The sequence below is a fragment of the Mycobacterium helveticum genome (assembly GCF_007714205.1).
Classification (GTDB): Bacteria; Actinomycetota; Actinomycetes; order Mycobacteriales; family Mycobacteriaceae; genus Mycobacterium; species Mycobacterium helveticum.
The window spans coordinates 1-26,759 of the sequence record NZ_VMQU01000078.1; the positions used below are offsets into that span (position 1 = coordinate 1).

The following is a 26,759-nucleotide window of genomic DNA, read 5'->3' on the forward strand; positions in this document are numbered from 1 at the left end:
CCCCCCCCCCCCCCCCCCGCCCGCCCCCCCCCCCCCCGGCGGCGCCGCCCCCCCACCCCACCCCCCCCCCCCCCCGCCGGCGGGGGGGGGGGGCTTTTGCGTCTGCTCGCCAGCCCTACAGCTTGCTGATCGGGGCGTGGTTGTGCATCAGCTTCACCCGGCCGGAGCTGCCGAAGTCGATCAGCGACATCGCCGATTCACCGGCGCCGGAGACCTCCTCGACGCGGCCCAGCCCGTACTTGTCGTGGGTCACCCGGTCACCGGGCTGCAGCACCAGCAGCGGACGTTTGCCCGCCCCCGCGCGGGTCGGTGCCGCCCGCGGCGCACCGAACCGGCCGGCGCCGCTGACCGGCGCGCTGAATGACGGCGCGGGGGCGCTGCGCCGCCAGTCGATGAGCTCCTGCGGGATCTCGCGCAGGAAGCGCGATTCGGGGTTGAGCATCGGCTGTCCCCACGACGAGCGGACGACGGCCCGGCTCACGTACAGCCGCTGCCGGGCCCGCGTGATGCCGACGTAGGCCAGCCGCCGTTCCTCGGAGAGTTCGCTCGGGTCGTCGAGGGCCCGCATGTGCGGGAACATGCCGTCCTCCCAGCCGGTGACGAACACGACGGGGAACTCCAGACCCTTCGCGGTGTGCAACGTCATCAGGGTGACCACACCGGCGCCGTGCTCGGGGATCTCGTCGGTGTCGGCCACCAGGGACACCCGCTCCAGGAACGACGCCAGCACACCGGTGTCCGGCACGTCTTCGTCGTCCCGGGAGCGCGCCGACTCGTCGAGCGCGGCCGCGTTCGCCTGGTCGGTGCTGAATTCGTGGGCGACGCTGACGAGTTCGTTGAGGTTATCGAGCCGGGCCAGCTCCTGCGGATCGGTCGAGGACTCCAGCTCCCGGCGGTACCCGCTGCGCTCGAGCACCGACTCCACCAGGTCGCCGAGGTCGTCATCGAGGCGGCCGCGCAGCTCGTCGAGCATCTCGACGAAACCGGCGATCGCCTTCTCGGCGCGGCTGTTGAGCATCGGCACCCTGCCCTCGGCGGCAGCGACGAGCGCGTCGGCGAAGCTCGCGCCGGTGTTCTCGGCGTACACCGCCACGCAGGCCTCGGCCCGGTCACCGATCCCCCGCCGCGGCGTGTTCAGGATGCGCCGCATGCTGACCGCGTCACCGGGATTGTCCAGCACCCGCAGGTAGGCGACGATGTCGCGGATTTCCTTGCGCTCGTAAAACCGCACTCCCCCAACAACTTTGTAGGGAATCCCGGCGCGGATGAACACCTCTTCCAGCGACCGCGACGAGTTGTTGGTGCGGTAGAACACGGCCACGTCGTTGTAGGTGATGTCGCCGCGATCGACCAGGGCGTCGATCTCCTCGGCCACGAACCTGGCCTCGTCGTGCTCGTTGTCGGCGACGTAGCCGACGATCAGTTCCCCGGCGCCGGCGTCGGTCCACAGCCGCTTCTCGCGCCGACCGGAGTTGCGCGCGATCACCGAGTTGGCCGCCGACAGAATGTTCTGCGTGGAGCGGTAATTCTGTTCCAGCAGAATCGTTGTGGCGTCCGGGTAGTCGCGTTCGAAGTCCTCGATGTTGCGGATGGTGGCACCGCGGAACGCATAGATCGACTGATCGGCATCACCGACCACGCACAGCTGAGCCGGCGGCAGTTCATCGGATGACGCCCCGCCGTCGCGGCCGACCAGTTCCCGCACCAGCACGTACTGGGCGTGGTTGGTGTCCTGGTATTCGTCGACCAGCACGTGGCGGAACCGCCGCCGGTAGTGCTGGGCGATGTCGGGGAAGGCCTGCAGCACCCCCACGGTTTCGCCGATCAGGTCGTCGAAGTCCAGCGCGTTGGCCGCCCGCAGCCGCCGCTGGTATTCGGCGTACACCGCGGCGACGGTGTGCGCCAGATCGTCGGAGGAGTCCGACAGTTTCGCGAGATTGTCCAGGGCCTGCGCGGGCTCGATCAGCTCGTTCTTCAGGTTGGAGATGGCGTTGGCCAGCAAACGCGGCGAATAGCGCTTGATGTCGAGCCCCATGTCGCGGCCGATCATCTGCAGCAGGCGGCGCGAGTCGTCGGCGTCGTAGATCGAGAAGTTGGAGTTGAGCCCGGGGATCAACGACGCCTGGTTGCGCAGGATGCGTACGCAGGTGGAGTGGAAGGTGGACACCCACATGGCCCGGGCACGGTTGCCGACCAGTCCCACCACCCGTTCGCGCATCTCGGCGGCGGCCTTGTTGGTGAAGGTGATCGCCAGGATCTGACCGACGCCGGCGCCGCGCGCGCCGATCAGGTAGGCGATACGCCGGGTCAACACCGCCGTCTTACCCGAGCCGGCGCCCGCGACGATCAGCAGCGGCGAACCCTCGTGCACCACCGCCTGGCGCTGTTGCGGGTTGAGGCCGTCGAGCAGGTGGTCGGCTTCGGGGGCGGGCTTGGCATCGGTTGCGTGCACAGTCATGACGGTCCGAACTTACCGCCGCGCACCGACACGGCGGGGCCAGGCCGCGCGCCCCGACGGTGAACGGCGACGAACGCGGCGGGCCGCACCGTGTCGCCGCGGGTGTGGAGAGGATTTTGCCGGGCGCGGCCCCGGGTGGCACACTCGATTGGTGATCAGCGCGCAGCGTCCTCGGTGGACCTCCGACCAGGAGTGGGTAAGCCGATTTTGCTATGGGTACCGGCCAGCGGTGCCCGTGGTGTAGCTGCCTTCGCAGAGCCCCGTGGTCCGCTTCGGCGATTCGGGGCTCTTCTCTTTTGTGAGGCCCGATACCGGATGAGACCAGAACCCCCACCTCACGAGAACGCGGAGAAAGCAGAGATGAACACCGAGATGGCCGTCGGCCGACCAGTGGCCGACATCGAGCAGTTGCGCGCGGAGATCGACCGCCTGGACGCCGAGATCCTCGCCGCGGTGAAGCGCCGCGCCGAAGTGTCCCAGGCGATCGGCAGGGCCCGCATGGCATCCGGGGGCACCCGGCTGGTGCACAGCCGCGAGATGAAGGTCATCGAACGCTACAGCGAACTGGGCCCGGAAGGTAAGGACCTGGCGATGTTGCTGTTACGCCTGGGCCGAGGCCGGCTCGGCCATTCGTAACCGCTGGTTCGCCGCGAATTTCCGCGGCGCTCCGGCACATTAGAGGCCGGAACCAGCGGTGGCTCCGGCGCGTCGGACGGCACTAGGGTCGAACCATGACATCCCTGCAATCCATCCCCGACATCACCGCCACCGAGGCGTGGGACGCCCTGCGCAGGCATCACGAACACATCGGCGATGCCCACCTGCGCCGGCTCTTCGACGACGACCCCGACCGTGGGCGCGAACTCACCGTCACGGTCGGCGACCTCTACATCGATTACAGCAAACATCGTGTCACCCGCGAGACGCTGCGGCTGCTCGTCGATTTGGCCCGCGCCGCCCACCTCGAGGAGCGCCGCGACCAGATGTTCGCCGGCCAGCACATCAACACCTCCGAGGACCGCGCGGTGCTGCACACCGCCCTGCGGCTCCCCCGCGACGCCGAACTGGTGGTGGACGGCCAGGACGTCGTTGCCGACGTGCACGCCGTGCTCGACGCCATGGGGGACTTCACCGACCGCCTGCGCAGCGGCGAATGGACCGGCGCCACCGGGAAACGCATCAGCACCGTCGTCAACATCGGCATCGGCGGATCGGATCTGGGACCGGTGATGGTGTGCCAGGCGCTGCGCCACTACGTCGATGCCAGCATCTCGGCGCGTTTCGTCTCCAACGTGGACCCCGCCGACCTGACCGCGACCCTGGCCGACTTAGATCCGGCCACAACGCTTTTCATCGTCGCCTCGAAGACGTTCTCCACCCTGGAGACGCTGACCAACGCGACGGCCGCGCGCCGCTGGCTCACCGACGCCCTCGGCGACGCCGCGGTGTCCAAGCATTTCGTGGCCGTATCCACCAACAAACGACTGGTCGACGAGTTCGGCATCGACACCGCCAACATGTTCGGGTTCTGGGATTGGGTCGGCGGGCGTTACTCGGTCGACTCGGCGATCGGGCTGTCGGTGATGGCCGCCATCGGGCGTGCGGCATTCGCCGATTTCCTGTCCGGATTCCACATCGTGGACGAGCATTTCCGGACGGCGCCGCTGGAGTCCAACGCGCCCGCGCTGCTCGGCCTGATCGGCCTGTGGTATTCCGACTTCATGGGCGCCCAATCACGCGCCGTGCTGCCCTATTCCAATGACCTGTCCCGTTTCGCGGCCTATTTGCAGCAGTTGACCATGGAGTCCAACGGCAAGTCGACACGCGCCGACGGCACGCCCGTCACCACCGACACCGGCGAAATCTTCTGGGGCGAACCGGGAACCAACGGCCAGCACGCGTTCTACCAGTTGCTGCATCAGGGCACCCGGTTGGTGCCGGCCGATTTCATCGGGTTCAGTCAGCCCCTCGACGACCTGCCCACCGCCGAAGGCGACGGCAGCATGCACGACCTGTTGATGAGCAATTTCTTCGCTCAGACCCAGGTGCTGGCGTTCGGTAAGACGGCCGAGGAAATCGCCGCCGAGGGAACGCCCGAGGATGTCGTGCCGCACAAGGTGATGCCCGGCAACCGGCCGTCCACCTCGATCCTGGCCGACCGGCTCACGCCGTCGGTGCTGGGCCAGTTGATCGCGCTCTACGAGCACCAGGTGTTCACCGAGGGCGTCGTCTGGGGCATCGACTCGTTCGACCAGTGGGGTGTGGAACTGGGTAAGACGCAGGCCAAGGCGTTGCTGCCGGTGCTCACCGCCGACGCGGCCCCCGATCCGCAGTCGGACAGTTCGACCGATGCGCTCGTTCGTCGGTACCGCGCCGAAAGAGGGCGCGCCGGCTGAGGTTTCGCGCGAGCGCGCAGTGCCGACCGAGTCTTCAACGGCTTCGGTCGATGAGGCCGGAGCCGAGTCGCCGCACGAAGGCGCGCAGGCGTTCGGCGGTCGCGGTCTGTGGATCTTCGAGGTGCAGCTGCAGCAGTTCGCGCCCGGCGGCGTGCAGGATCCGGGCGGTGTATTCGGGCTCGCGCAGCCGGGGTTCCATGCGCAGCAGTTCGCGCACGAAGAACTCGATCACCACGGCCTCCGATCGGGCCAGGCGGTCATAGAGCTGCGGTGGAGCGCCCTGCGGCGGGAACAAGAACAGCCGCCACGTTGCCGGGTGGGCGTCGACGGCGGCCAGCACGCCGTCGAACGCGAGCACGAGCGACTGGTTTTCCGCGGCATCGTCGAGCCCGGAGATCGCCTCGGCGAATTGGTCGCCGGCCCGTGCCGCCTCTCGCTCGATCAGTTCGACGAACAGCCCCGCCAGATCCCCGAACTTCTGATAGATCAACGACCGGTTGACGCCGGCCTCTTCGGCGATGCGATTCGGTGTCGCCGCGTGGAACCCTTCGGCGTCGACGATCGCGTGCGTGACGTCGAGAATCTGTTCGCGCCGTCCAGCGGCGGTCATCCGGCGCTTCGGGACGTCCACGGTGGTCACCCTTGACAGCATAACTAACAAGTTGTGAGTATTACTCACAACTTGTTAGTCAGCCGGAGGTCACCCGCCATGCCGAGGGTCGCGTACTACCCTGAACTCGCCCAGCGGGTCCGAAGCCAGCGCGATCTGCAGCCCGACCTGTACGGGGACTTCGACTTCGACCGGCAGCCGGAACGCCTGGCCACCGAGCCCGACGCCGAGTCGGCCCTGCCCGCCTGGATCGCCGAGCGGTCGCGGATCCTCGCCGACGACCGCGTCGTCGAGTTGATGAGCACGGCCACCCTGCTCGGCGACGTCGTGGCCGATCCCTATGCCGCGCTGATGGCCACGCACAGCGTCACGCAACTGATCGACATGCTCAAGACGGCCTGCCGCGAGGGCATCGAGGCCGTGCCCGGCGCGCCCCCCGAACTCGCGGCGTTCATCGCCGCCATGGAGGCCACCCCGGAGTGGATCGACTTCGACCTGGTCCGTGAGGGCGCCCGCCAGGAACGCATCCCCGCCGCCCTGCTGGCGCCCTTCATCACGCGGGGTGCCTTCGTCGCGACCTTCACCAACACCTATGCCGCGCTGCCGATGGCCCTGACCGGGGCGCTCTCGGGCAAGCGGGCCGCGCGGCGGGTCAACGAGACGGCCAGTTTCTTCGCCGTCACCACGCTCCCCGGTGCGCTGGACCGGCACGGCCCCGGATTCGAGGCGGCCGCCATGGTCCGGTTGATGCACTCGATGGTCCGCTACAACGCCCTGAAGAAATCGGACAAATGGGACAAGGCCGTCTACGGCATGCCGGTGCCGCAGGTCGACCAGATGCCCGCCGGAATGATCGGCCAGTATCTGTTGGCCCACAAGGCGGGCCGGCAGGGCCGGACCGAGTTCACCGCCGCCGAACGCGCCGTCGTCGAATTCGCCAGGTACCGCTGCTTTCTGCTCGGCCTGCCCGAGGAACTGCTGCCCTCAGAACCCGCGGACATCGTCCACGTCATGCACGCGCGCTCGGCACTGCTGCGCCACGGGTTCGACACCATCTGCCAAGAACTCGTCCGCGGCACGATGGCGGCCTATCTGCGCCCCGACACCACCCTGTTCGACCGCTGCGCCGATGCGGTCGAGAAGAGCTTCAGCAAGCTCACCTTCGTCCGCACCTTCTGCAATGGCGATCGCGAGATCGCCGCGGCAATGGGCGTCTCACTCGAGGCGGCGGACCTGCTGCGCATCGCGCTCACCACGCCGTTCATCCTCGGACGCTTCACCGCCGTGAGCCACGCCAGCCGCATCCCCGTGCTCCGGGACATCACCGACGCGTACGTCATCGGGCTGCTCAAGCTGCGGCTCGCGACCTACAGGAAGCCCGAATTCACCACCGATGCATCGCATTACACGCCGGTCGCCCGCTAGCAAACCACCGGCGAGCAGACGTAAAAGCACCTCGACACGCCGGGTCCAGGGGTGCCTTTGCGTCTGCTCGCGGTCAAGAGGCTAGGCGAAGAACTTCGTCAGCGGGGGCGGCAGGATCCGCATCAGTTGGACCAGCGGCGCCCACGGCCACCACGGCACCGCCGCCCGACCGGGTTCGCGCTCGATCGCGTCGACCAGCGCCTTGACGCCGGTTGCGTTGTCCACCATGAACAGTGTGCTGTTGGACCTGGCCGTCATCTCCGACTCGATGTAGCCGGGCTCGATCACCGAGACCTTGATGGGCCCGCGGCGGTATTCGGCGCGCAGGGATTCACCCAGGGAGCGCATTCCGGCTTTGCTTGCGGCGTAGGAGGCCTTGACCCCCGGCACGCCCCTGGCGCCCAGGACCGAGGAGATCAGCACCAGATGGCCCGAGCCGCTCTTGGCGAACATCTCCAGTGCCGTTTCGATCTGCACCAGGGCGGCAACCAGATTGGTCTCGAGGGTCGCCTTGTTGGCCCACACCTTGCCGGAACCCAGCCGGGCGCCCTTGCCGATGCCGGCGTTGACGATGACGCGGTCCAGGCAGCCCAGCTCGTCGGAAAGTTCGCCGAAGACCTTCGGCACCTGCTCGTGGTCGTTGACGTCGAGCGCCGCGACCGCAACCGTTATTCCCGGATACTGTTGTGACAGTTCCGCTTTGAGCTCGTCGAGCCGCTCGGTGCGGCGAGCGCACAACGCCAGGTCGCGGCCCTTGGCCGCGAAGGAACGCGCCATGCCGGCGCCCAGGCCGGAACTGGCTCCCGTGATCAGGATCTTCTGACGAGTCACCTGGGCAGCATAGCGACTACTTCAGCAGCCGCGACATGCGGCGGTCGGCCAGCACCTTGCCACCGGTCTGGCAGGTCGGACAGTACTGAAAAGACTTGTCCGCGAACGAGACCTCACGCACAGTGTCCCCGCATACCGGACACGGCAGCCCGGTGCGGGCATGCACCCGCAACCCGGAGCGCTTCTCCCCCTTCAGCATCGCGGCGCCCTGTCCGACGGAGCGACCCACCGCGTCCGTCAAAACCGACACCATCGCGTCGTGCAGGGTGGCCAACTGCCCGGCCGACAACTTGCCGGCCGTCGCGAACGGCGAAATCTTGGCGACGTGCAGGATTTCGTCGCTGTAGGCGTTGCCGATGCCGGCGATAACCTTCTGGTCGGTGATGACCGTCTTGATCCGGCCGGTGTTGCCGGCCAGCGCCCCCGCCAGGTCCCCGGGACCCAGTTCCAGCGCGTCCGGGCCGAGGGTGGCGATGCCGGGCACCGTCTTCGGGTCCTCGACCAGCCACACGGCCAGCCGCTTCTGGGTGCCGGCCTCGGTGAGGTCGAAGCCCGGCGCCGCCCCGGGTGTGCCCAGATGGACCCGCAGCGCGATCGGGCCCCTGCCCGGCCGCAGGGGCGCGGCGGCCGGCTTGTCGGACCAGCGCAACCACCCCGCCCGCGACAGGTGGGCGACCAGCCACAGGTCCCCGGCGTGCAGCCCCAGATACTTGCCCCACCGGTCGGCGCCGAGGACCGTCTGGCCGTGCAGCGCGCCGATCGGCGGGTCGAACGTCTTCAGCACCGAGAACGCGGAGACGTCGACGCGGCCGACCGTCAGACCGACGGCATTGCGCCGCAGATGGTCGACCAGCGCTTCGACCTCGGGCAGTTCGGGCATTTCTTCAGTCTGCCGCCCGGAGCAAATAGGTGTCCATGATCCAGCCGTGCCGCGCGCGGGCCTGCGTGCGCAGGGCCGCGATGCGCGCACCGACCTCGCCGACGGTCCCGGCGACCAGCAGCTCGTCGCCCGTCCCGAGATAGGCGCCCCACCAGATCCGGGTGTGCGCGGGACACGTCTGGAACGAGCAGTCGGCGTCGAGCATCACCACCGCCGAGCCCGACATGCCGCGCTCGCGCAGCTGCCTGCCGGTGGTGAGCAGGACCGGTTCGCCGACCTCGTTGAGCGGGATGCGGTGCCGGGCCGTCAGCGCCTGCACGGCGGTGATGCCCGGGATGACGTCGAAGCTGAACTCGACGTCGGCAGCGACCGCGTCCAGGATCCGCAGGGTGCTGTCGTACAGCGACGGGTCTCCCCACGCCAAAAAGGCCCCGACGCCGTCGGGACCCAGCTCCTCGGCAATGGCCGCCGACCAGATCCGCGTGCGGGCCGCATGCCAGTCCGACACTGCCTCCCGGTACTCGCCGTCGGCGGCGCGCTTCGGGTCGGCCAGCTCGACGAAGCGGTAGCCCGGCTCGCGGATGAACCGGGTGCAGATCTCCCGGCGCAGGGCCACCAGGTCGCTCTTCTGTTCGCCCTTGTCCATCGCGAAGAACACCTGGGTGTCGTTGAGCGCCTCGATCGCCTGGACGGTGACGTAGCCGGGGTCGCCGGCCCCGATGCCGATCACGTGAATGTGCCGAGTCAACAGACCCTCCTCGTTGCTTGGATCCCCTCCTCGTTGCTTGGATCCCCTACTCGTTGCTTGGATCAGAGTGCCGAATCGAAACCTCGAAGGCCTAGTCGGGACCGTAAGTACCCAGTACCATGGGTACCGTCTGAAGAGCCCGATGAAGGGACAGCAGCGATGACCAGTGCGGTGAGACCAGGCACGCCGACCCGGGAGGAGTTCTCGCAGCGGTTACTCAAGGGCTCGGTCAAGAAATCCTACGAACCCGTCGTGGACATCGACTGGGACGCGCCGCTGGACCCCGACAAGTTCTACCTGCCACCGCGTTTCGTGTCCCTGTACGGGACGCCGATGTGGGACGAGATGACTCGCGGGCAACAGATCGAGCTGTCCCGCCAGGAGCTGGTCAACACGTTGTCGGCGGGCATCTGGTTCGAGAACATGCTCAACCAGTCGCTGCTGCGCACGATCCTGCACGAGGACCCCACCAGCTCCTCGACGCACTACAAGCTGACCGAGCTCGGCGACGAGACGCGGCACATGGTGATGTTCGGCAAGGCGATCGAACGCATCGGAGCCAAGCCCGTGCGCCCGCGGCTGTTGCAGCGGATGATCATCAACGCCTTGCCGCTGGCCTTCCAGTACGGCTCGACGCTGTGGGTGGCGGCCCTGATCGGCGAGGAGATCTTCGACTCGCTGCAGCGGCAGATGATGGACGACCCGGAACTGCAGCCGATCATCCAGCGGCTCATGCGCATTCACGTCACCGAAGAGGCCCGCCACATCCAGTTCGCCCGCGACGGCGCCCGCAAGCGGGCGCAGACGATGCCACGGTTCAACAAATGGTTCATGGCCAACATCAACGGGCTGGGCGGGTACTTCTTCCGCTACCTGTTCACCAACCCGATCCCCTACGCCCGGACGGGCCTGGACGCCAAGCGGGCACGGGCGATCGCGCGCAGCAGCCGGCACAGGCACGAGGTGCAGGTGTCGGGCTTCGCCCCGCTGGCGGCGTTCCTGAGCGAGGTGGGCCTGCTCGGTCCGCTGGCGCGGCGCGGATGGAAGCGCACCAGGTTTCTGTGACGCGCGAGCCCGACCGCCGCGTCGCCGTCGTCGGCGCGGGTGCCGCCGTCGCGGCGCTGGCGGCCGCCGGAGTCACCGACGTCCTCGAGCTGGACGCCGGCCGCGTGGTCAGGTCGGTCTTCGACGAGGCGAGCGCTACGTGGTCGCTGCACGCGGCCACCGGTGAGGTGGTGCGGGCCCGCGTCGTGATCGCCGCTCGCGAAGCCCTGCTGGCCCCGTGGGTGCCGGAGCTGGCGGGCCGACACCTGTTCCGCGGGGTGTCGTTTCCCGCCGCCGGGTGGCACCCCGATTTCGATCCGGCCGGCAAACGCATCGCATTCGTCGGCGCCGACTCCGTCGCCGGCCACCACATCGGGCTGCAGGTGCGATCGGCATCGGTCACCGTCTTCGCCCACGCGCCGCGCCGCATCGTCCCTGAGCTGCCACTGCCCTCGACCCGCGCCAAACGCTGGCTGCGGCGACGGCTGCGGCCGGGCGCAAACCACGGCGAATCCGGGCCCGCGCTGGTGGCAGCGGCGATCGAGGCCGTCACCGCCTCGGGCATCCGCACCCGCGACGGCGTCGACCACCCCGCCGACGCCATCGTCTACGGCACCGGGTTCACCCTCGCCCGCCCGGACGCCGGCGAGTCACTCGTCGGCGCCGGCGGCTTGACGCTGCGGCACGGCTGGGCCGACGGCACGGAACCCTACTGCGGGGTCGCCACCCACGGCTTCCCCAACTACTTCCTCCTCGGCGGGCCCGATACCGGCGCGCAGGCGCGCTACGTCGCCGAGTGCGTGCGACTCCTGGGCGACGGCGGAGCGACCCGCATCGAGGTGCGGCGCAGCAGCCAGCAGGTGTTCAACGAGCGCGTCTACGTCCGGGCCACCCGGCCCCACCCGGTGTCCCGGGCGTTCGAGCTGTCGACCGGGTGCCCGCGCGAGGACCGGGAGAGCTATGACGGCGCGGCGACGTTGACGCTCGCGGGCACCCCGCACCCGGTACGCGTCCGGCTTGCCGGCCACCTGGATCCCATCGACGGTCGATACCACTGGCAGGGAACGATTTTCGGGTCCCCGTCCACGCCCCTGCCGGACCACGCCCTCGGGCAGGCGCGGACGGCCACCCTCACCGTCGGCGAACGCAGCGCGCCGGCACGCATCACCGAGCAGACCCCGTGGGGCACGCACTCGATCGCCGGGGTCGGCGTCCCGCCTTACCCGCTCGGCGGAAGCTGAACCCGGCCGGGTGATCCGCGTTTAGCAACGCATAGCCGCCGGGTACCCGCCTGTTTTCAGGGGAGGGGTGGCCCGCACTCGGTCCGGGGGTGAGCGCGTCCCTGCACACCTTGGTCGTGTCTGGCGGCGTGGTGTCTGGCGGCGTGGTGTCTGGCGCCTGCGAATCCGCACGGCCGCCCTGGTTGCTCGAGCGGTGCGCCGACCGGGGATGCGGGGAGATGCATGGCAGCCGACACCACCAGAATGCCCACGTTTCCATCACAATCGGGACACGCGTGCCCTCGAGTCGCCGGGTCGCGGCTCACCGTCGGCCACGATGAAGCTCTGACGCGAAAGGGGTGGCTACGGTGAGTGCGCTGGCCCGGTCGCCGGGTTCGCTGACCGTCGCCGCGCGGATGAACCAATCGGTGGCGGTGCTGACCGTCGACGGCGTGCTCGACACCGCCAACTCCGCGGCGCTGCGCGACGCCATCGTGGCGACCACCCTCGACCAGCCGTCCGCCGTCGTTGTCGACGTGAGCACGCTGCGCGTGCGCGCGGAATCGGCGTGGACGGCATTCATCGGAGCGCGCTGGCAGCTTCCTCCCGGGGCCGACGTCCCGCTCGTGGTGGTCTGCGCGCAGCGCGCCAACCGGGATGCCCTCGCCCGCAGCGGCGTGGCCCGCCTGATGCCGGTGTATTCGAGCGAGAAGGGCGCGATCAGGGCACTCGGGCGCCGCACCCGTCGCAGCGTCCGGCGTGCCGACGCCCAGCTGCCGGCCGACCTGACCAGCCTTCGGGAGTCGCGCCGGCTGGTCCGCGAGTGGCTGACCGAGTGGTCGCAGACCACGCTCATCCCGGTCGCGCTCGTGGTGGTGAACGTGTTCGTGGAAAACGTGCTGGAGCACACCGGAAACGTCCCGGCTATGCGCGTCGAGAGCGACGGCGCCACGGCGACCATCGCGGTCTCCGACGGCAGCAACACTCCGGCGGTGCGCCTGCCGCCGCCCGAGGAGGGCATCGACGTCTCCGGCCTGGCGATCGTCGAGGCGTTGTCCCGCGCGTGGGGCAGCGCCGCCACCGCGTCCGGCAAGACCGTCTGGGCGGTCATCGGGCCCGAGAACCAGCTGTAGGCCCCGGCCGGTTGTGCCGCGACCCGGGGCGGGGTCAAACTAGAACACGTTCTAAGGTCGTGTGACGACCCGTTGCAGGAAGGTAGATGACGTGCGGTTCACCTACGCGGAGGCGATGACCGACTTCCGGTACTACATCCCCCTGGCCCAGGCCGCCGAGGCGGCCGGCTACAACGCGATGACGATAGCCGACAGCATCGCCTATCCGTTTGAGTCCGACTCGAAGTATCCGTACACGCCGGACGGGAACCGGGAGTTCCTGGACGGCAAGGAGTTCATCGAGACGTTCGTTCTGACATCGGCATTGGGCGCGGTGACGTCGACGCTGCGGTTCAACTTCTTCGTCCTCAAACTGCCGATCCGCCCGCCCGCCCTGGTCGCCAAACAGATCGGTTCGCTGGCCGCGATGACCGGCAACCGCGTCGGATTCGGGGTGGGCACCAGCCCGTGGCCCGAGGACTACGAGCTGATGGGCGTCCCGTTCGCCCGCCGCGGCAAGCGGATGGACGAGTGCATCGAGATCATCCAAGGCCTCACCAGCGGCGAGTATTTCGAGTTCCACGGCGAGTTCTACGACATCCCCAAGACCAAGATGACCCCGGCGCCCACCCAGCCGATCCCGATCCTGATCGGGGGCCACGCCGATGCCGCGCTGCGGCGCGCGGCCCGGCTGGACGGCTGGATGCACGGCGGCGGCGACCCCGAGGAACTCGACGGCCTCATCGCCAAGCTGCGGCGGTTCCGTGCGGAAGCGGGCAAAACCGGCCCGTTCGAGATTCACGTCATCTCGGCCGACGCCTACACCGCGGACGGCATCAAGCGGCTCGAGGACAAGGGCGTCACCGACGTGATCGTGGGCTTCCGCATCCCCTATGTCAGGGGCAGCGACACCGAGCCGCTGGACACCAAGATCCGCAACCTGGAGATGTTCGCCGAGAACGTGATCGCGAAAATCTAGCCGGTCGGCGAAGCCGGGCGCGGCGGGCGGCCGCCGTCAAAGGCCCAGCGTCACAAGGGGTCCCAGCGTCACAAGGGGTCCCAGCGTCACAGGGGGTCCCAGCGCGGCGCCCGCTTCTCGCGGTGCGCCATGGCGGCCTCGGCCGGGTTGTTGGTGAATCCGCTCAGGATCTGCGTGCGGTTCTCCAGCTCGATGGCATGCCGCAGACTGGGCGCGTCCAGCGCAGCGTTGAGGCCGATCTTGGTCTGCCAGACGCCGTAGGCGTTGTTCTCGGCGATCGAGCGCGCCACTTCGAGCGCGGCCGGCATCAGGTCGCCGGGGGCCACCACCTCGTGCACCAGCGTGATCCGGTACGCCTCGGCGGCGTCGATGATGCGGCCGGTCAGCATGAGCTCCCGGGCCACCCCGGCGCCGACGATCTTGGGCAGCAGATAGCTGGTGCCCATGTCCATCGACGAGAAGCCGGCCTTGATGAACGCCGACCCGAACCGGGCGTGCTCGGAGGCGACCCGCACGTCGGAAACCAGTGCGAACGCCAGCCCCCCGCCGACCGCCACGCCGTTGACCGCCGCGATCACCGGGATGGGCAGCTCGTAGAGCCGGACGAACAGGTCGGCCAGGCGGACCTGCGCGTCGTAGTTGACCTTGAACGGCGGGGTGGTCGGCCCGGGCTTCGTCCACGGCTCGCCGGTGCCGCTCAGGTCGGCCCCGGCGCAGAACCCGCGTCCCGCACCGGTCAGGATCGCCGCCCGGAATTCGCCGCCCCCGAGCACGGTCAGGGCGTCGTCCACGCCGTCGATCAGCGCACCGTCGATGGCGTTGAGGCGCTCGGGCCGGTTGAGGGTGAGGCACGCGATGTTGTCTTCGAGGGTCTGCAGTTCCACAGCTGGCATACGCAAACCGTAGGCGACGTGGGCGCTCTTCGAGAGCGCCTACGGTGGATTCGGCCGATCCCGGCGGACCCGATCGGCTTGGTCAGGGCCGCGCGGGCCCGAGCCGCGAAGGTGCAACTGCCGACACTTGTTCGTGGGAATCGGTTTGCTGATTGCACTTTCGCACTCATGGCGACCGCCGGGCCAGCCACTCGGCCTGCATCACCAGCAGGGCCATGACCGCCAGCTGGGGGGTCTCGGGGTCGAGTTCGCGGTAGCGCTGGTAGACGTTGACGACAACCCGCTCGGCGTCCAGCCAGGTCGCGTACTCGCCGAGATCGATGGCGTCGGCGGCCTCGGCCCACGACAGTCCCCTGCGGTAGGCGGCCTCGGCCTCGTCGGCGACGTGGGTGAGATAGCCGCGCACGGCGCGGATGCCGTCGGGATCGGTGACCGGGCCGTGGCCGGGCACGACGACCGGCGCGTCCAGCGCGATCATCGCGTCGCACGCCGCGACCCAGTTGGCGATCGGGCCCGCCCACACGATCGGCGTGCAACCGATGAACAACAGGTCGCCGCCGAACAGCACCCCGGCGTCGGGCACGTGCACCACCGAGTCCGCCGCGGTGTGGGCCGGACCGAGGTTGAGCAGGTCCACCCGCCGGCCCCCGACGTCGATGCTCAACTCACGGTCGAAAGTCAGGTCGGCGTTGCGCACCGTGATGCCGCTGAAATCGAAGTGCCCGAACCGGTCTCGCGCGTAAGGGGTCGCGATCGGGCCGAGGTTGGCGGTCTGGGCCATGGCCAGCATCTCCGGAGCCATCCCGTGCGCGATCTCCTCGGCGGTGCCCGCGGCGGCGATGATCCGCACCGACGGGTCGAGCAGCTGGTTACCGTGGGTATGGTCGCCGTTGGAGTGGGTGATCACCGCATCGGTGATGGGCGCGCCGTCGGTGCAGGGCCGCAGGGCGGAGAGCATTTCGCGGGTCAACGGAAGGTCGAACAGCGTGTCCACCAACAGCGAGGCGCCGTCGCCGGCGACCAGGCCGGCGTTGCTCCACCCGTAGCCGCCGTCGGGCAGCGTCCACGCCCAGACCCTCTCGGCGACCTCGTGCAGCCCGCGGGTGTAGGGCACCTTTGCCGGTCCGGGGTTGACGCGACGTGGTGCGGGTGCGACGTCGGGGTTGGGCCGGGCGGGCAGGGGATGCGGCGCCGCGGCGGCGCGGACGGTTTGCCGGGTTTCCCCGAGCCCCTCGACCCGCAGGGTGACGACGTCGCCGTCGTGCAGCCAGCCCGGAAACTCCTCCAGCGCAGCAGGATTGAGGTGCTCGACCAGCGTGCAGGTGGGCACCGTGCCCGAGCCGATGACGTCGCCGGGGCTCAGCGTGACACCGCGCGACACGTAGGACACGACCTCGGCGAACGTCCAGTCCATCTGCGCGGTCGATCCCGAACCGATCATGGTGTCGTTGACCAGGGCGGCCGCCTGCAGGTCGAGCCGGCCGGGAGAGGAGGGGTGGCGGAACGGCTCGAGCTCGTCGGGTGTCACCAGGTAGGGGCCCAGCGTGATCCCGCTGTCCTTGCCCTTGCCCTGCCCGATCGCCAGCTGGCCCTCCAGCTGCTGCAGGTCCCGTGCGGACCAGTCGTTGAAGATCGTGTAGCCGATGATGGCTGCCTCGGCCTCTTCGACGGTCAAATCCTTGCCGCCGGTGCCGATTACCGCGGCGATCTCCAGCTCGAAATCCTGCCACGCGCTCCCGGGCGCCGTGGGCGCGTCCTCGTAGGGCCCGAGAATTGTTGCCGGGCAGGCGAAGTAGAAGGCCGGAATGCGGTACCAGGTGTCGGCGAGTGCCGGGCCGGCACCCAGCGCGGCCTGGCAGTTGCGCATGTGGTCCAGGAAGCAGAGGCAGTCGCGGACCGACGGCGGGCGGGGAATCGGTGCCAGCAGCCTCGCCCCGTCGAGTCGCACGGGGTCCGGCGACCGCAGCGCCTCCTCGCCGGCCTGCCGCAGCCCGTCGGCGCCGCGCCCGATCAAATCGAGCAGCGTCACGCCCGCGGGCATCACGTGGATGACGTCACCGGAGAGCACCCCGGTCCGCTCGCCGCGCGCGTCGTGATAGGTCACCCATTTCATTCCCGCACCACCTCACTCGGTTTCTTGTCCGGGCGCAGCCCCCGCCAACTCGATTGGCGCAGCCGGTCGTCCGGGGTCCATTCGCTGTAGCGCACCTCGCCCACCAGAACCGGCTCGACGAACGTCACGCCCCTGGCCTCGCTGCGAGGCAGCGGCGGGGAAAACGGCGACGTGTCGGTGTGCAGCGGCGCCAGGGTCTGCTTCAGGTTCGCCAGATCGCGCTCGGTGAAACCGGTGCCGACCTTCCCGGCGAAGCGCAGCCCGTCGGGGCCGGGGATGCCCATCAGCAGCGAGCCGATTCCGTTGCCGCGTCCACCCTCTCCCGCCTTCCAGCCGCCGATGACGACTTCCTGTGTGTTCCAGTGCTTGTCCTTGACCCATGACGCCGACCGCCGGCCCGGCTGGTAGGTGGAGTCGCGCCGCTTGGCCACCACACCCTCCCAACCGTGTTCAAGGGAGTGCGCGAGCGCCTGCGCGCCGTCCTTGCCGGGGACGAGGTCGGGAACGATGAGATGGCCCGCGCCGGCCAGGGTTTCCAGCAGCTTGCGCCGGTCGGCGTAGCGTGCGCGCAGCAGGGAACGGCCGTCGAGGTAGAGCAGGTCGAACGCCCAATACTCGACGCGGGTGGAGCGGCCGCGGTTCTGCATCGCGTTGAAGCTGGGCACACCGGAGGAGTCCAGCGCGACGGCCTCGCCGTCGAGCACCACGTGGTGATCGGCGAGATCTGCTGCCAGTGAACGGAATTCGGGATATTCTTGGTGACGTCGCGGCCGCGACGGGAGCGCAACCGCAGGGCGCCGTGATCGGACTCGAGCAGCACCCGGTAGCCGTCCCACTTGCCCTCGAACGCCCACTGGCCGGCCTTCATGTCCGACACCGAACCGTGGGTGGCCAGCATCGGGGCGATCTCGTTGAAGTCGAAGGCTTTCTGGTCCTTCATCCGATGCACCAGCCACTGGTCGCCGTTGGTCTGAATCAGCGCGTAGCGTCCGGAGATCCGGTTCCCATGCAGGTTGAGGATCACCTCGCCCTTTTCGCCGGAGTCGCGGAACTTTTCGGCCTCGTAGGTGCCCGAGTCCCAGATGACCACCCTGCCGGCCCCGTACTCCCCTTTGGGGATGTTGCCCTCGAAGGTGGCGTATTCCAGCGGGTGGTCCTCGGTGTGCACCGCCAGGTGATTGGCCGACGTCGTCTCGGGCAGATTTTTCGGCACCGCCCACGACACCAGCACCCCGTTCCGCTCCAGCCGGAAGTCGTAGTGCAGCCGGCGGGCGTGGTGCTCCTGAATGACGAACGTATTACCTTGACCGGTAACGGGTTTGACTACCGGAACGGGCTCGGTGGTCTTGGCGGCGTCGCGCATGCTGCGGTATTTGGCCAGCCGGTCCGGGACGGGCGCGTCGGCGTCGAGCGGGGCCAGCAGGTCGCCGTCGCGGTCGACACGGGCCAGCACTTCGTCGTAGCGCAGCTGGGTCAGCCCGGCGTCCTCGAGTTCCTCCCAGGTGCGCGGCGCGGCAACCGTCGGATGCTGTTGGCCGCGCAGTGAATAGGGCGCGATCGTGGTTTTCGCCCCGTTGTTCTGGCTCCAGTCCACGAACACCTTTCCCGCGCGCAGGCTTTTGGTCATGGTCGCCGTGACGAGCGTGGGCATCGTCTCTTCCAGGTGCTGCGCAACGCGTTTGGCCAGCACCGCGGCGCCGCGGCTGCTCACCGGCTCGGCCAGCGGGGCGTAAAGGTGCAGACCCTTGCTGCCGCTGGTCAGCGGGAAGGTGGTCAGGCCGATATCGGCGATCAGGTCGCGGACCGCGCGGGCCACCCCGGCCAGCTGCGCCATCGTCACGCCCGCACCGGGGTCGAGGTCGAACACCAACCGCGTGGCGGGGCCGGGCCTGAGCTCCTCGGCCGTGCTGCGGGTCCATTCGGCGACGAACCGCCACTGCGGCACGTGCACCTCCAGCGCCGCCTGCTGCGCGATCCAGGCCAGCCCGTCCAGGCTGTCGACGATCGGGTAGGTCGTCGTCCCGGACCGGTGCGTGACGCTGCCGCGTGGTAGCCAGTCCGGCGCCGAGGAGGCCAGCTGCTTCTCGAAGAACGAGTCCTCGTCGACGCCGTTGGGCCAGCGCTTGCGGGTGGCGGGGCGCCCGGCGGTGTGCGGGATCATCGCCTCGGCGATGCGCGTGTAGTAGTCGAACACGTCGGCCTTGGTGGTCCCGGTGGCCGGGTACAGCACCTTGTCGGCGTTGGTCAGCTGCACCCGCGCCTGCGCCGTGGACCCCATCGTGTCAACGTACTTGCCGGGCGGTGGCCGCCGGTACCGTCGACAGGGTGGTTCGCCCGAACGGCGCCAGGCCACCCGGCGCGCGGGCGGCCCCGAAAATAGGGCGAAGGGGGTGCGGGCATGAGTCGCGGGTTGGTGATCGGCGAGGCGCTGATCGACGTCGTCAAGTACCGGGGCACCACCGACCATGTCGGCGGCAGCCCCCTCAACGTCGCGGTCGGGCTCGCCCGGCTGGGTCACGAGATCGATTTCCTCACCCATATCGGGGACGACGACTCGGGACAGCGCATCGCCGCGCACCTGAAAGCCTCCGGGGTACAACTGGTCCCAGGAAGCGTGTCCGCGGCCCGGACGCCGAGCTCGGTGGCCGCGATCGGCGCGGACGGGTCCGCCGCCTACACCTTCGACCTGGACTGGCAGCTGTCCGGCACACCCGAAGTGGCGCCGCCGCTGTTGGTGCACACCGGATCCATCGCCGCGGTGCGGGAGCCGGGCTGCCTGGCCGTCGCCGCGCTGCTGGACACCTACCGGGTGTCGGCAACCGTCAGCTTCGACCCCAACGTGCGGCCGTCCCTGATCGAGGACCGGGCCCTGGCCCACGAACGCATCGAGCGCCTCGTCGAGCGCAGTGACGTCGTCAAGGTCAGCGACGAGGACCTGCGCTGGATCGAGCCCGGCCGGGAGCCGCAGCGGACGGCGCGCGCCTGGCTGGCCGCCGGGCCCGCGATCGTCGCCGTGACGATGGGCGAGCGCGGCGCGCTGGCGCTGTGTGCGGCCGGCGAGACCGCGGTGGCCGCCCGGCCGGTCCGGGTGGTGGACACCGTCGGCGCCGGCGACGCCTTCACCGTCGGCCTCCTGGACGCGCTGTGGGGGCTGGGTTTGCTCGGCGCCGACCGGCGGGCCGACCTCGGCCGGATCGGGCTCGACGCGCTCACGACCGCGCTGCACGCGGCGAGCCTGTCGTCGGCGCTCACCATCGGCCGGCCCGGCGCCTACCTGCCCGACCGTGCCGCGCTGGAGGCCGCCGCGGATCGCGCGTAGCGCGGCCGGCGCGCTGTTAGCGGGCCAACCGGGTGGGCATACTGACTTACATGCGCTCCATCTGGAAGGGCTCGATCGCGTTCGGGCTGGTCAACGTGCCGGTCAAGGTCTACAGCGCCACCGAAGACCACGACATCAAGTTCCATCAGGTGCATGCCAAGGACAACGGGCGGGTCCGGTACAAGCGCGTGTGCGAGGTGTGCGGCGAGGTGGTCGAATACGGCGACCTCGCCCGCGCCTACGAGTCCGACGACGGGCAGATGGTGGTGATCACCGACGACGACATCGCCACCCTGCCCGAGGAACGCAGCCGCGAGATCGAAGTGCTCGAGTTCGTGCCGGCCAGCGAGGTCGACCCGATGATGTTCGATCGCAGCTACTTCCTCGAGCCGGATTCGAGGTCGACCAAATCCTATGTGCTGCTTGCTAAGACGCTCGCCCAGGCCGAACGGATGGCGATCGTCCACTTCACGCTGCGCAACAAGACCCGGTTGGCGGCCCTGCGCGTCAAGGACTTCGGCAAGCGCGGCGTGATGGTCGTCCACACCCTGCTGTGGCCCGACGAGATCCGCGATCCCGACTTTCCCGTGCTGGACAAGGAGGTCGAGATCAAACCCGCGGAGCTCAAAATGGCCGGGCAGGTCGTGGAATCGATGGCCCAGGAGTTCGACCCGGACCGCTACCACGACAGCTACCAGGAACAACTCCAAGAGCTCATCGACGCCAAACTCGAAGGCGGGGAAGCATTCACCACCGAGGAACAACCCCAGGAACTCGACCAGACCGAAGATGTCTCCGATCTGCTCGCCAAGCTGGAAGCCAGCGTGAAGGCGCGATCCGCGGGCGGCGACAGCGACGGCGACGCGCCGGCGAAGAAGACCACCGCGAAAAAGACCGCCGCAAAGAAGGCACCCGCCAAGAAGCCCCGCGCGCGGGCCGCCTCGAAGTCCTGACGCGCCCGTTCAGCGACGCCGGTGCGCGACGATACGCGCACCAGCGCCGGCGCGGTCTCGTCGTCGCGCCACCACCGGCAACATCAGCAGCACCAACGCCAACGACACGGCGAAGGAGCTTTGCTGGAATCCCAGGGTGACGATCCAGAGGCCGAGGACGAACAGCGCCGCCACGATGGTGCCGCGCCCACCGTGATGGTCCACGTCGTCAGCGCGCGCGCGTGTGCAAAACTAGAACCTGTTCCAGAATAGACCCTTCGCCGGGACGGCGCGGCTTGCTAGCGTTCGACCCACGACGCAACGAAGAAAGGCCGCAATGATCCTTGACAGGTTCCGCCTCGACGACAAAGTCGCCGTCATCACCGGTGCCGGGCGCGGCATCGGTGCAGCCATCGCCCTGGCGTTCGCCGAAGCCGGCGCCGACGTCCTCATCGCGTCGCGCACCCAGTCCCAACTAGACGCCGTCGCCGAACAGGTCCGCGCCACCGGTCGCCGCGCGCACACCGTCGCCGCCGACCTGGCCCATCCGGAGGCGACCGCGCAACTGGCCGCTCAAGCCGTCGAGGCGTTCGGCCGCCTGGACATCGCGGTCAACAACGTCGGCGGGACCATGCCCAACACGCTGCTGACCACCTCGACCAAGGAACTCAAGGACGCGTTCACCTTCAACGTCGCCACTGCGCACGCGCTGACCGTCGCGGCCGCGCCGCTGATGCTCGAGCACTCCGGTGGCGGCAGCATCATCAACATCACCTCGACCATGGGCCGCCTGGCCGGACGGGGGTTCGCGGCCTACGGCACCGCCAAGGCAGCCCTGTCCCACTACACGCGGCTGTCCGCCCTGGACCTGTGTCCCCGCATCCGGGTCAACGCCATCGCGCCGGGTTCGATCCTGACCTCCGCGCTGGACGTGGTGGCCTCCAACGACGAGCTGCGTGCGCCGATGGAGAAGGCGACACCGATGCGCCGCCTGGGCGACACAGCCGACATCGCTGCCGCCGCAGTCTATTTGGCTTCGCCAGCCGGCAGCTTCCTCACCGGCAAGACGCTGGAGGTCGACGGCGGTCTCACCTACCCGAACCTCGACATACCCGTGCCCGACCTGTGAACCCCCGACCAGTGAGCCCCGAGCGCTAGAGGAGCAGTCATGCCAATACCCGTCGTCCAACTCGGCACCGGCAACGTCGGCGTACACGCGTTGAAGGCGCTGATCACCAATCCGCGTTTCGAGCTCACCGGTGTCTGGGTGTCCTCGGAGGCCAAGTCCGGCAAGGACGCGGCGGAGCTAGCCGGCCTGGCGGAGTCGACCGGCGTGCTGGCCAGCACCGATCTGGACGCGGTGCTGGCCACCGGCCCGCAGTGCGCCGTCTACACCGCGCTGGCCGACCACCGCCTGCCCGAGGCCCTCGAAGACTATCGGCGCATCCTGGCGGCGGGCGTCAACGTGGTCGGCAGCGGTCCGGTCTTTTTGCAGTATCCGTGGCAGGTGATCCCCGAGGATCTGATTGCGCCGCTGGAAAGTGCTGCGCAGGAAGGAAATTCGAGCCTGTTCGTCAATGGTATCGACCCGGGCTTCGCCAACGACCTGCTGCCGCTGGCCCTGGCGGGCACCTGCCAGAACATCCAGCAGATCCGCTGCATGGAGATCGTCGACTACGCCACCTACGACAGCCACACCGTCATGTTCGACGTGATGGGCTTCGGCAAGCCGCTCGAGGAAATCCCGATGCTGCTGCAGTCCGGTGTGCTGAGCATGGCGTGGGGATCGGTGGTGCGGCAGTTGGCGGCGGGCCTGGGCATCACGCTCGACGAGGTCGCCGAGGTCTACGCCCGCGAACCGGCGCCCGAGGACTTCGACATCGCGTCGGGTCATATCGCCAAGGGCACCGCCGCGGCGCTGCGCTTCGAGGTGTTCGGGATGGTCAACGGCGATCCCGTCGTCGTCCTTGAGCATGTGACCCGGCTGCGCGGGGACCTGTGCCCCGACTGGCCGCAGCCCGCACAGCCGGGCGGCTCCTACCGCATCGAGATCACCGGCGAACCCTCCTACGCCATGGACGTGTGCCTGGGCAGCCGACTCGGCGACCACAACCACGCCGGACTGGTCGCCACCGCGATGCGGGTCGTCAACGCGATCCCCGCGGTGGTCGCCGCGCCGGCGGGCATCCGGACCACGCTGGACCTGCCGCTGGTCACGGGCCGCGGGCTCTACGTCCCCGGGTGAGGCCACAACCCGCACACCGGGCCCGGGCGTGACCTCCCGTCGGCGTATTCGGCTAGCCTCACTTTTTTATTCGGGAAACTGAATCGAGGGTCGAGACGTTGGCGCAGGGCACCCAGTCCGGGCTCAAGACGAGCTGGTACCTGCTCGGGCCCGCGTTCGTCGCCGCCATCGCCTACGTCGACCCCGGCAACGTCGCCGCCAACGTCAGCGCCGGCGCACAGTTCGGCTACCTGCTGCTCTGGGTCATCGTGGTGGCCAACGTGCTGGCGGGCCTGGTCCAGTACCTGTCGGCGAAACTCGGGTTGGTGACGGGCCGGTCGCTGCCCGCCACGATCGGCAGGCGGATGAGCCGTCCGGCGCGGCTGGTGTACTGGGTCCAGGCCGAGCTCGTCGCGGTAGCGACCGACGCCGCGGAAGTCATCGGCGGTGCCATCGCCCTGCGCATCCTGTTCGGCCTGCCGCTGTTGATCGGCGGGATCGTCACCGGAGTCGTGTCCCTGCTGTTGCTGGCGATCCAGGACCGCCGCGGCCAGCTCATCTTCGAGCGCATGATCACCGGTTTGCTGCTCGTGATCGCGATCGGGTTTGCGGCGAGCTTCTTTGTCAAGACACCCCCGCCCGGCGCCGTCATGGGCGGGCTGTTGCCCCGCTTCCGGGGGAGCGAAAGCGTGTTGCTGGCCGCCGCGATCCTGGGGGCGACGGTGATGCCGCATGCGGTGTATCTGCACTCCGGTCTGGTACTTGACCGGCACGGACATCCCGACAAGGGCCCGCGGCGGACCATGCTGCTGCGCGTCACCCGCGTCGACGTCGTGCTGGCAATGGCGGTGGCCGGGACGGTGAATGCGGCGATGCTGCTGGTCGCCGCGATCAACCTGCAACACCGCGACATCACCGTGTCCATCGACGGCGCCTACGCGGCCATCCACGACACCCTGGGCCCGGCGATCGCGGTGCTGTTCGCGACCGGCTTGCTCGCCTCGGGGCTCGCGTCGTCGTCGGTCGGCGCCTATGCCGGCGCCATGATCATGCAGGGGCTGCTGCGCCGATCCGTGCCCATGGTGGTGCGCCGCCTGGTCACCCTGTGCCCCGCCCTGGCGCTCCTGGCGCTCGGGTTCGACCCCACGCGCACCCTGGTGCTCTCCCAGGTCGTGCTGTCGTTCGGGATACCGTTCGCGGTACTTCCCCTGATCAGGCTCACCAGCGACCGCCGGCTGATGGGCGCCGACACCAACCATCCCCTCATCACCGTTGTGGGGTGGGCGGTCGCGGTAATGGTTAGTCTGCTCAACGTGGTGCTGATCTGGCTGACGGTGGCCGGCTAGATGCCGGCCCGGCGGCATCCCTACTTCGCATACGGATCGAACCTGTGCGTCAGGCAGATGGCGCTGCGCTGTCCCGATGCGGCCGATCCGCGGCCGGCGGTGCTGTCCGACCACGACTGGCTGATCAACCAGCGCGGCGTCGCCACCATCGAGCCCCTGTCCGGCAGCCAGGTGCACGGCGTGCTCTGGCAGGTCTCCGACAGCGACCTGGCCACCCTCGACGGGGCCGAGGGGGTGCCCGCGCGCTACCGGCGCGACCGGCTGACCGTGGCCACCGGCGAAGGCCCGTCGCCGGCCTGGGTGTACATCGACCACCGGGTGATCCCCGGTCCACCGCGGCCGGGCTACCTGCCGCGCATCATCGAAGGGGCCGTCCACCACGGCCTGCCACAGCGCTGGATCTCGTTTCTGCACCGCTGGGATCCCGCGCACTGGCCGCGCCCGGCACCCGCCACCGGGCCTGCGCCACAGTCGCTTTCGGAGCTACTGAGCGAGCCTGGAATGGTGGAGCTCAGCCGGTTGCGCTCGCGCTTCGGCTTTCTCGCCATTCACGGCGGCGGCCTCGAGAAGATGACTGACGTCATCGCCGAACGCGCCGCCGAGGCCGCCGGGGCGTCGCTGTACGTGCTGCGCCACCCCGACCGCTATCCGCACCACCTGCCGTCGGCCCTGTTCGACCCCGCCGAATCGGCGCGCCTCGCCGAGTTCCTGGACCATGTCGACGTCGCGGTCTCGCTGCACGGCTACGGCCGCATCGGGCGCAGCACGCAACTGCTGGCCGGTGGCCGCAACCGCGCGCTGGCCGACCACCTGGCCCGGCACATCCGGCTGAGCGGGTATGAGGTCGTCACCGAACTCGACAGGATGCCGCGCGCACTGCGCGGCCTGCATCCGGACAATCCCGTCAACCGGGTCCGCGACGGCGGGGCTCAGCTGGAGTTGTCCGTGCGCGTCCGGGGCCTGGGCCTGGGCAGGCAAACGGCCGGCGACAACGGACTGTCACCGGTCACCGCCGGCCTGGTGCGGGGGTTGGTGGGCGCCGCCAACTGTTGGTGAATGTTACGTACTGTCGAACGGAGGTTGTTGGTGGCCAAGGATTTTCGCTTCGGGATGAGCATCCGCTTCTTCAAATCCCGCGAGAGGTTGCAGGAGAAGGTTAAGCGTGCCGAGGATTTCGGCTTCGACGTGCTGTGCGTGCCCGACCATATCGGCGCGGCGGCTCCGTTCCCGACGCTGACCGCGGCCGCGATGATCACCACTCGGATGCGGATGAGCATGTATGTGCTCAATGCCGCCTTCTACAAACCGGCCCTGCTCAGCAGGGACCTTCAGGCCCTCGACGTGCTCAGCGACGGCCGCCTCGAGGTCGGGCTGGGCACCGGCTACGTCCGCGAGGAGTTCGAGGCGGCCGAACTGCCGTACCCGAGCGCCGGCGCCCGGGTCGACTACCTCGAGCACATGACGACCTACCTCACGGAGCACCACCCGACGATGCCCATCCTGATCGCCGGCAACGGCGACCGGGTGCTGACCCTGGCTGCCCGGCATGCCACCATCATCGGCCTGACCGGTTCCCGGGTCCGTGACGTCGACGACCCGCTGGCCGAACGTGTCGAGTTCGTGCGCAGCGCCGCCGGTGACCGGTTCGACTCGCTGGAGCTGAACCTGGCCATCACCGCCGTGCCGACCGACGGTTCCCGCATGCCCGACCTGACGATGACGCGCATGTACGCCTCGGAGCTCTCCGATGACGAACTGCTGTCCATGCCGTCGGTGCTCAGCGGGACACCGCGCGAGATGGCCGACACGTTGCGCGGTTACCGCGACAAGTACGGGATCACGTCATTCACCGTGCAGGACAATCACATCGACAACTTCTCGAAGGTGATCGCCGAGTTGCGCTGACCCGGCCGCCGCCTGCAGGAGGCAGGACTCGACCAGGTCTGCTGTCGGCGCGCGGTCGATGTCCCGTCGAACCGGCGGTGCACCGTCGGACCCGACTCGGCTCGATTTGGTGCGCACGTCGGTGGGGATCCTGGCGAGGGTCCTGGGCATTGGGCCAGCGGTGGCTAACGTAACGCAATTCGTCAGTGCCCCAACTCGTCAGTGCGCCAACTAATTTCGGTGTCGCAGCGAGGCTGCTGGCCGGTCTAGTTGGGTGGTGGTTGGGGTTGGAAGGGTTGGTACCACCACCATTGGGCGCGTTCGCCGCTGGGGCCGGGGTAGGGC

At 69.0% G+C, this 26,759-nt stretch carries 23 protein-coding genes and 3 pseudogenes; 14 read left to right on the forward strand and 12 right to left on the reverse strand.

Annotated features, from left to right (window positions below; translation table 11 throughout):
- Positions 1-115: 115 nt before the first annotated feature.
- On the reverse strand, positions 116-2,458 hold the full coding sequence (gene pcrA, locus FPZ47_RS17460) for a DNA helicase PcrA (protein ID WP_144953334.1): 2,343 nt from the start codon (positions 2,456-2,458) through the stop codon (positions 116-118).
- Between the two features lie 315 nt (positions 2,459-2,773).
- On the opposite strand from pcrA, the gene FPZ47_RS17465 reads away from it, so the two are divergent.
- Both FPZ47_RS17465 and pgi read left to right on the forward strand, forming a co-directional pair.
- The gene (locus FPZ47_RS17465; RefSeq protein ID WP_144953331.1) at positions 2,774-3,094 is read left to right on the forward strand and encodes a chorismate mutase; all 321 of its coding nucleotides are present in this window, start codon (positions 2,774-2,776) and stop codon (positions 3,092-3,094) included.
- A 95-nt stretch (positions 3,095-3,189) separates the two neighbouring features.
- Positions 3,190-4,854, forward strand: coding sequence for a glucose-6-phosphate isomerase (gene pgi / locus FPZ47_RS17470; RefSeq protein WP_144953328.1), 1,665 nt, complete (start codon positions 3,190-3,192; stop codon positions 4,852-4,854).
- Positions 4,855-4,888: 34 nt separating this feature from the next.
- On the opposite strand, the gene FPZ47_RS17475 is transcribed toward pgi, so the two are convergent.
- Complete coding sequence (locus FPZ47_RS17475; RefSeq protein WP_168209486.1) at positions 4,889-5,464, reverse strand: TetR/AcrR family transcriptional regulator; 576 nt, start codon at positions 5,462-5,464, stop codon at positions 4,889-4,891.
- Positions 5,465-5,563: 99 nt separating this feature from the next.
- Here FPZ47_RS17475 and FPZ47_RS17480 point away from each other — a divergent pair, with 99 nt between their 5' ends.
- Positions 5,564-6,889 (forward strand): oxygenase MpaB family protein, encoded by a 1,326-nt coding sequence (locus FPZ47_RS17480; protein ID WP_144953323.1) that lies wholly within the window; start codon positions 5,564-5,566, stop codon positions 6,887-6,889.
- Positions 6,890-6,970: 81 nt separating this feature from the next.
- Here FPZ47_RS17480 and FPZ47_RS17485 read toward each other — a convergent pair whose 3' ends face one another.
- The 4 genes and pseudogenes from FPZ47_RS17485 to cobF form a co-directional block, all read right to left on the reverse strand.
- Positions 6,971-7,720, reverse strand: a complete 750-nt coding sequence (locus tag FPZ47_RS17485; protein ID WP_144953321.1) for an SDR family oxidoreductase — start codon at positions 7,718-7,720, stop codon at positions 6,971-6,973.
- A 16-nt stretch (positions 7,721-7,736) separates the two neighbouring features.
- The gene (locus FPZ47_RS29590; RefSeq protein WP_246133469.1) at positions 7,737-8,204 is read right to left on the reverse strand and encodes a zinc finger domain-containing protein; all 468 of its coding nucleotides are present in this window, start codon (positions 8,202-8,204) and stop codon (positions 7,737-7,739) included.
- A gap of 156 nt (positions 8,205-8,360) precedes the next feature.
- Positions 8,361-8,600: pseudogene (locus FPZ47_RS29595) on the reverse strand (DNA-formamidopyrimidine glycosylase family protein); the annotation flags it as partial.
- Positions 8,601-8,604: 4 nt separating this feature from the next.
- Positions 8,605-9,348, reverse strand: coding sequence for a precorrin-6A synthase (deacetylating) (gene cobF / locus FPZ47_RS17495; RefSeq protein ID WP_144953316.1), 744 nt, complete (start codon positions 9,346-9,348; stop codon positions 8,605-8,607).
- Between the two features lie 159 nt (positions 9,349-9,507).
- Here cobF and FPZ47_RS17500 point away from each other — a divergent pair, with 159 nt between their 5' ends.
- From FPZ47_RS17500 to FPZ47_RS17515, 4 genes are all read left to right on the forward strand, one after another.
- Positions 9,508-10,413: an AurF N-oxygenase family protein gene (locus FPZ47_RS17500; RefSeq protein WP_144953313.1), complete on the forward strand. Its 906-nt coding sequence runs from the start codon at positions 9,508-9,510 to the stop codon at positions 10,411-10,413.
- Positions 10,414-10,622: 209 nt separating this feature from the next.
- Positions 10,623-11,633, forward strand: coding sequence for a DUF4873 domain-containing protein (locus FPZ47_RS17505; protein WP_246133468.1), 1,011 nt, complete (start codon positions 10,623-10,625; stop codon positions 11,631-11,633).
- A gap of 338 nt (positions 11,634-11,971) precedes the next feature.
- Positions 11,972-12,745 (forward strand): STAS domain-containing protein, encoded by a 774-nt coding sequence (locus FPZ47_RS17510; RefSeq protein WP_246133464.1) that lies wholly within the window; start codon positions 11,972-11,974, stop codon positions 12,743-12,745.
- A 91-nt stretch (positions 12,746-12,836) separates the two neighbouring features.
- Positions 12,837-13,703 (forward strand): LLM class flavin-dependent oxidoreductase, encoded by an 867-nt coding sequence (locus FPZ47_RS17515; protein WP_144953310.1) that lies wholly within the window; start codon positions 12,837-12,839, stop codon positions 13,701-13,703.
- 86 nt (positions 13,704-13,789) lie between these two features.
- Here the strand turns inward: FPZ47_RS17515 and FPZ47_RS17520 are convergent, their stop codons facing one another.
- From FPZ47_RS17520 to ligD (FPZ47_RS29605), 4 genes and pseudogenes are all read right to left on the reverse strand, one after another.
- Entirely contained in the window at positions 13,790-14,587 is a 798-nt protein-coding gene (locus FPZ47_RS17520) for an enoyl-CoA hydratase/isomerase family protein (RefSeq protein ID WP_210419929.1), read from the reverse strand.
- Between the two features lie 175 nt (positions 14,588-14,762).
- Positions 14,763-16,709 carry a fumarylacetoacetate hydrolase family protein gene (locus FPZ47_RS17525; protein ID WP_144953304.1) on the reverse strand — a complete coding sequence of 649 codons (1,947 nt, stop codon included), beginning with the start codon at positions 16,707-16,709 and terminating at the stop codon, positions 14,763-14,765.
- Positions 16,706-17,665 (reverse strand): non-homologous end-joining DNA ligase, encoded by a 960-nt coding sequence (gene ligD / locus FPZ47_RS29600; RefSeq protein ID WP_345889729.1) that lies wholly within the window; start codon positions 17,663-17,665, stop codon positions 16,706-16,708. The genes FPZ47_RS17525 and ligD (FPZ47_RS29600) overlap by 4 nt, the downstream gene beginning before the upstream one ends.
- Before the next feature lie 32 nt (positions 17,666-17,697).
- A pseudogene (ligD, locus tag FPZ47_RS29605) lies at positions 17,698-19,176 on the reverse strand (non-homologous end-joining DNA ligase); the annotation flags it as partial.
- Here ligD (FPZ47_RS29605) and FPZ47_RS17535 point away from each other — a divergent pair.
- Both FPZ47_RS17535 and ku read left to right on the forward strand, forming a co-directional pair.
- Positions 19,108-20,028: a carbohydrate kinase family protein gene (locus tag FPZ47_RS17535; protein WP_144953301.1), complete on the forward strand. Its 921-nt coding sequence runs from the start codon at positions 19,108-19,110 to the stop codon at positions 20,026-20,028. The pseudogene ligD (FPZ47_RS29605) and the gene FPZ47_RS17535 sit on opposite strands and share 69 nt — an antisense overlap.
- A gap of 50 nt (positions 20,029-20,078) precedes the next feature.
- On the forward strand, positions 20,079-20,981 hold the full coding sequence (ku, locus tag FPZ47_RS17540; protein ID WP_144953298.1) for a non-homologous end joining protein Ku: 903 nt from the start codon (positions 20,079-20,081) through the stop codon (positions 20,979-20,981).
- A gap of 63 nt (positions 20,982-21,044) precedes the next feature.
- On the opposite strand, the pseudogene FPZ47_RS17545 reads toward ku, so the two are convergent.
- A pseudogene (locus tag FPZ47_RS17545) lies at positions 21,045-21,164 on the reverse strand (phosphate ABC transporter permease PstA); the annotation flags it as partial.
- Positions 21,165-21,297: 133 nt separating this feature from the next.
- Between FPZ47_RS17545 and FPZ47_RS17550 the strand changes: the two are divergent.
- The 5 genes from FPZ47_RS17550 (at position 21,298) to FPZ47_RS17570 (ending at position 26,435) form a co-directional block, all read left to right on the forward strand.
- Positions 21,298-22,089: an SDR family oxidoreductase gene (locus tag FPZ47_RS17550; protein WP_144953296.1), complete on the forward strand. Its 792-nt coding sequence runs from the start codon at positions 21,298-21,300 to the stop codon at positions 22,087-22,089.
- 39 nt (positions 22,090-22,128) lie between these two features.
- Positions 22,129-23,205 carry an NAD(P)H-dependent amine dehydrogenase family protein gene (locus FPZ47_RS17555; protein ID WP_144953293.1) on the forward strand — a complete coding sequence of 359 codons (1,077 nt, stop codon included), beginning with the start codon at positions 22,129-22,131 and terminating at the stop codon, positions 23,203-23,205.
- A 68-nt stretch (positions 23,206-23,273) separates the two neighbouring features.
- Positions 23,274-24,530 carry an Nramp family divalent metal transporter gene (locus tag FPZ47_RS17560; protein ID WP_246133466.1) on the forward strand — a complete coding sequence of 419 codons (1,257 nt, stop codon included), beginning with the start codon at positions 23,274-23,276 and terminating at the stop codon, positions 24,528-24,530.
- Positions 24,531-25,586 carry a poly-gamma-glutamate hydrolase family protein gene (locus tag FPZ47_RS17565; protein ID WP_144953287.1) on the forward strand — a complete coding sequence of 352 codons (1,056 nt, stop codon included), beginning with the start codon at positions 24,531-24,533 and terminating at the stop codon, positions 25,584-25,586.
- A gap of 24 nt (positions 25,587-25,610) precedes the next feature.
- The gene (locus tag FPZ47_RS17570) at positions 25,611-26,435 is read left to right on the forward strand and encodes an LLM class F420-dependent oxidoreductase (RefSeq protein WP_210419930.1); all 825 of its coding nucleotides are present in this window, start codon (positions 25,611-25,613) and stop codon (positions 26,433-26,435) included.
- A 245-nt stretch (positions 26,436-26,680) separates the two neighbouring features.
- Here FPZ47_RS17570 and FPZ47_RS29610 read toward each other — a convergent pair.
- A partial coding sequence (locus FPZ47_RS29610) for a hypothetical protein (RefSeq protein ID WP_246859864.1) occupies positions 26,681-26,759 on the reverse strand: 79 nt, incomplete at its 5' end.

What these genes read in the sequence shown, in the direction of transcription:
- pgi (WP_144953328.1), top strand. Translation starts at nt 3,190, where the DNA reads ATGACATCCCTGCAATCCATCCCCGACATCACCGCCACCGAGGCGTGG.
- FPZ47_RS17565 (WP_144953287.1), top strand. Translation starts at nt 24,531, where the DNA reads ATGCCGGCCCGGCGGCATCCCTACTTCGCATACGGATCGAACCTGTGC.
- FPZ47_RS17500 (WP_144953313.1), top strand. Translation starts at nt 9,508, where the DNA reads ATGACCAGTGCGGTGAGACCAGGCACGCCGACCCGGGAGGAGTTCTCG.
- ku (WP_144953298.1), top strand. Translation starts at nt 20,079, where the DNA reads ATGCGCTCCATCTGGAAGGGCTCGATCGCGTTCGGGCTGGTCAACGTG.
- pcrA (WP_144953334.1), bottom strand. Translation starts at nt 2,458, where the DNA reads ATGACTGTGCACGCAACCGATGCCAAGCCCGCCCCCGAAGCCGACCAC.
- FPZ47_RS17480 (WP_144953323.1), top strand. Translation starts at nt 5,564, where the DNA reads ATGCCGAGGGTCGCGTACTACCCTGAACTCGCCCAGCGGGTCCGAAGC.
- FPZ47_RS17525 (WP_144953304.1), bottom strand. Translation starts at nt 16,709, where the DNA reads ATGAAATGGGTGACCTATCACGACGCGCGCGGCGAGCGGACCGGGGTG.
- FPZ47_RS17535 (WP_144953301.1), top strand. Translation starts at nt 19,108, where the DNA reads ATGAGTCGCGGGTTGGTGATCGGCGAGGCGCTGATCGACGTCGTCAAG.
- FPZ47_RS17555 (WP_144953293.1), top strand. Translation starts at nt 22,129, where the DNA reads ATGCCAATACCCGTCGTCCAACTCGGCACCGGCAACGTCGGCGTACAC.
- FPZ47_RS17465 (WP_144953331.1), top strand. Translation starts at nt 2,774, where the DNA reads ATGAGACCAGAACCCCCACCTCACGAGAACGCGGAGAAAGCAGAGATG.
- FPZ47_RS17550 (WP_144953296.1), top strand. Translation starts at nt 21,298, where the DNA reads ATGATCCTTGACAGGTTCCGCCTCGACGACAAAGTCGCCGTCATCACC.
- FPZ47_RS17475 (WP_168209486.1), bottom strand. Translation starts at nt 5,464, where the DNA reads ATGACCGCCGCTGGACGGCGCGAACAGATTCTCGACGTCACGCACGCG.